This window comes from Halopseudomonas sp. (assembly GCF_041579695.1).
Lineage (GTDB): Bacteria > Pseudomonadota > Gammaproteobacteria > Pseudomonadales > Pseudomonadaceae > Halopseudomonas.
Map to the genome: position 1 here is coordinate 1 of NZ_JBFGFI010000159.1, position 3,394 is coordinate 3,394.

Consider the following 3,394-nt stretch of genomic DNA (forward strand, 5'->3'; position numbering starts at 1 on the left):
CGGTCTGTTCCGGAGTTTCGTCGTATTCGCCGAATTCGTTGGGCAGGCCGGCGTTGGGGTGCGCCGAGATGTGCGTATCGGCCTTGTTCGACAGCTCTTCCAGGTAGGGCCGCAGGTCCTTGGCACCCAGCGCGCAGTTCAAGCCCACCGAGAGCGGATTGGCGTGCGCTACTGAGTTCCAGAAGGCTTCAGTGGTCTGGCCCGAGAGCGTGCGGCCAGAGGCGTCGGTAATGGTGCCGGAAATCATGATCGGCACTTCAAAACTCAACTGGTCGAAGACTTCCTGTACTGCAAAAATCGCCGCCTTGGCGTTGAGCGTGTCGAAGATGGTCTCGATCAGGATCAGGTCGGCGCCGCCCTCGATCAGGCCCTTGGCCGATTCGATGTAGTCGGCGACCAGCTCGTCAAAAGTGACGTTACGAAAGCCGGGATTGTTCACGTCCGGGGAGATCGAGCAGGTGCGGCTGGTTGGCCCGAGTACGCCGGCGACAAAACGCGGACGGTCAGGGGTTTCCGCGGTCTTCTCGTCGCAGACCCGGCGCGCCAGGCGGGCACCTTCGACGTTCAGCTCGTAGGCGAGATCCTGCATGCCGTAGTCGGCCTGGGAAATGCGCGTGGAGTTGAAGGTGTTGGACTCGATGATGTCGGCACCGGCATCCAGATAGGCCTTTTCCATCGCTGCAATGGCGTCGGGCTGGGTCAGTACCAGCAGGTCATTGTTGCCCTTCAGGTCCGAGGGCCAGTCCCAGAAACGCTCACCGCGAAAATCCGTCTCCTCGAATTTGTAGCTCTGGATCATCGTGCCCATACCGCCATCGAGGATCAGAATCCGCTGGCTCAGGGCAGTATGAAGTGCTTGGAGACGGGCAGAACGCTCAGACATGGTGGCTCCGAAAATGTACGCAAAGCCAGCAAGTTTAGCAGATATGCGCGGCGCAGGTAGTAAACAGGTGTATGGCAAGGTGTGGCAGAGCACTGCGTGAACTTTCGCCTTGCCACCGCTCCCACCAGGATGAGTGCGGGGTAGGGCAGTCGGAATACCCTACCAAAAAGGTATGTCTTTATCCGCCGGCCGTGATCCCGTACAATGCTCCCATTCAGACTATTGAACGCGAGGCATTACATGGCAGGCATTAACCTTACCAAGGAAGCCGAAGGGTATCTGGCCGATCTGCTGGTCAAGCAGGAAACCCCCGGGATCGGCATCAGGGTCTTCATCACGCAGCCGGGCACGCCCTATGCGGAAACCTGTATTGCCTATTGCAAGCCAGGCGAGGAGAAGCCCGAGGACCGGACGATCAAGCTGGACTCGTTCGACGTGTGGATCGATTCGGTCAGCGAGCCCTTTCTGGAAGATGCCGTAGTCGATTACGCCACCGACCGTATGGGTGGCCAGCTGACCATCAAGGCGCCGAATGCCAAGGTGCCGATGGTCAACGATGACAGCCCCCTGAACGAGCGGATCAACTACCTGCTGCAGACCGAGATCAACCCCGGACTGGCCAGCCACGGCGGCGATGTCAAACTGATCGATGTGGTTGAGGATGGCGTTGCGGTTCTGCAGTTTGGCGGCGGTTGCCAGGGTTGCGGCATGGTCGACGTTACGCTGAAGGAAGGTATCGAGAAAACCATGATCGCGCGCATCCCCGAAATTACCGCAGTACGCGACGTGACCGATCACACGGTCAAGGAAAACGCCTTCTACTGAGCTTCAGAAATAAGCGGAATGGTCGATAACGGATATACTGCCAAACATATCAAATCGCCATTCCACCTGTGAGGCTCGTCATGGCCGGAGTTTTGGATACCGTCGATCAGCGCACGCGTCTGGTCGGCGAAAATCGCCTGGAAATATTATTGTTTCAACTGGCCGGACATCAACTGTTCGCGCTCAACGTATTCAAGATCCGCGAAGTACTGCAGCTTCCCCGCCTTACCCAGATGCCCCAGCGCGCACCCCATGTGGCGGGCGTGATCCATCTGCGTGGCCAGACCATCCCGGTGATCGACCTCTCCGGCGCTATCGGCATGCGGCCCCAGGCCGTGACCCCGGACAGCACCATTATCGTCACTGAATACAACCGCTCGGTGCAGGCGTTTCTGGTGGGCGGTGTAGACCGCATCATGAACCTGAACTGGGATGCCGTGCTGCCGCCGCCGCGCGGTGCCGGACGCACCCACTATCTGACTGCGATAACCCGCCTGGATGACAATCGGCTGGTGGAGATTATCGATGTGGAAAAGGTGCTCGCCGAAATAGTGCCGTTCAATGCGCGGGTCAGCGAGGGTCTGCTTGATGATGCGCTACTGGAGAAGGCACGGGGGCGGGAAGTGCTGCTGGTGGATGATTCGCCTACCGGTATCGCCCAGCTCAAGGAAACCCTGTCGCAGCTGGATCTGACCATGCATGTAACCACTGACGGTCTGCGTGCGTTGAAAAAGTTGCAGGCCTGGGCAGACGAGGACCCGAATATTTCCCAGCGGCTGCTGATGGTCATTACCGATGCCGAGATGCCGGAGATGGACGGCTACCGGCTGACGTCGGAGATCCGCAAGGATCCGCGCCTGCGCGATCTGTATGTGGTGCTGCACACTTCGCTGTCCGGCAACTTTAACAAGGCGATGGTCGAGAAGGTCGGCTGTGACGGCTTTCTGTCGAAATTCCAGCCCGATCAACTGGTTGAAGTGGTGCGCGAGCGACTCAGATTGATCGATGCGTGAGCAGCGGCCTGAGCTGTAATCCGTCTGATTCGCATACTCCACGCCCCGTTCACACGGGGCGTTTTTGTTTCTAGGGCCGGTAAGCTTCCAGATAGCGTTCGTGCTGCTCGATCACCGGCTGGCGAATGCCCATCTTCTGTCCGTAGATGACTGCATAACTCAGTACGCTTTGCACATAGGTGCGTGTCTCGTCGAACGGAATGGTCTCGATCCAGATATCTGCCGGGATGGTCGGCATTTCGCGGGTCCATTGGCGCACGCGGCCAGGGCCTGCGTTGTAGGCGGCCGAGGCGAGTACCCGGTTGCCCCTGAACATGCCGTTGAGCTGTGAAAGGTAGGCGGTGCCCAGTGCGATGTTGCGCTCGGGAATCAGCAGCTCGTTGGGGTGGCCCAGGCTGATGTTGTAACGCCTGGCGGTTTCCCGCGCGGTGGCCGGCATCAGCTGCATCAACCCGGTCGCGCCGGCATGCGAGCGGGCATCGGCCATGAATGCGCTTTCCTGGCGGGTGATCGCATAGATCCAGGTCGAGTTCAGCTGGCGTGCGGCCGCCTGGGCGCGAATCGGCTCCTGATAGGCCATCGGAAAACGGATATCCAGATCGTCCCAGTGCTGCGCCAGGCTGATGCCGCGTATCGCCGGGAAGTACCACTCCATTTCCCGGGCCATGACTGC

4 protein-coding genes are annotated in these 3,394 nt (G+C 59.4%); 2 read left to right on the forward strand and 2 right to left on the reverse strand.

All coding sequences use genetic code 11. The annotated features are described in order from the left end of the window. Positions 1 to 883, reverse strand: an 883-nt coding sequence (locus ABYA88_RS15800) for a homocysteine S-methyltransferase family protein (RefSeq protein WP_373188344.1), incomplete at its 3' end; no start/stop codon positions are given. Positions 884 to 1,123: 240 nt separating this feature from the next. Between ABYA88_RS15800 and nfuA the strand changes: the two genes are divergently transcribed. Continuing rightward, on the forward strand, positions 1,124 to 1,708 hold the full coding sequence (gene nfuA / locus ABYA88_RS15805) for a Fe-S biogenesis protein NfuA (RefSeq protein WP_373188345.1): 585 nt from the start codon (positions 1,124 to 1,126) through the stop codon (positions 1,706 to 1,708). 80 nt (positions 1,709 to 1,788) lie between these two features. After that, entirely contained in the window at positions 1,789 to 2,721 is a 933-nt protein-coding gene (locus ABYA88_RS15810; RefSeq protein WP_373188346.1) for a chemotaxis protein CheV, read from the forward strand. A gap of 70 nt (positions 2,722 to 2,791) precedes the next feature. Here the strand turns inward: ABYA88_RS15810 and ABYA88_RS15815 are convergent. Then, on the reverse strand, positions 2,792 to 3,394 hold a 603-nt coding region (locus ABYA88_RS15815), incomplete at its 5' end, for a lytic transglycosylase domain-containing protein (protein ID WP_373188347.1).

Excerpts from the sequence above, each read along its gene's own strand:
- ABYA88_RS15810 (WP_373188346.1), top strand. The coding sequence starts at position 1,789 with ATGGCCGGAGTTTTGGATACCGTCGATCAGCGCACGCGTCTGGTCGGC.
- nfuA (WP_373188345.1), top strand. The coding sequence starts at position 1,124 with ATGGCAGGCATTAACCTTACCAAGGAAGCCGAAGGGTATCTGGCCGAT.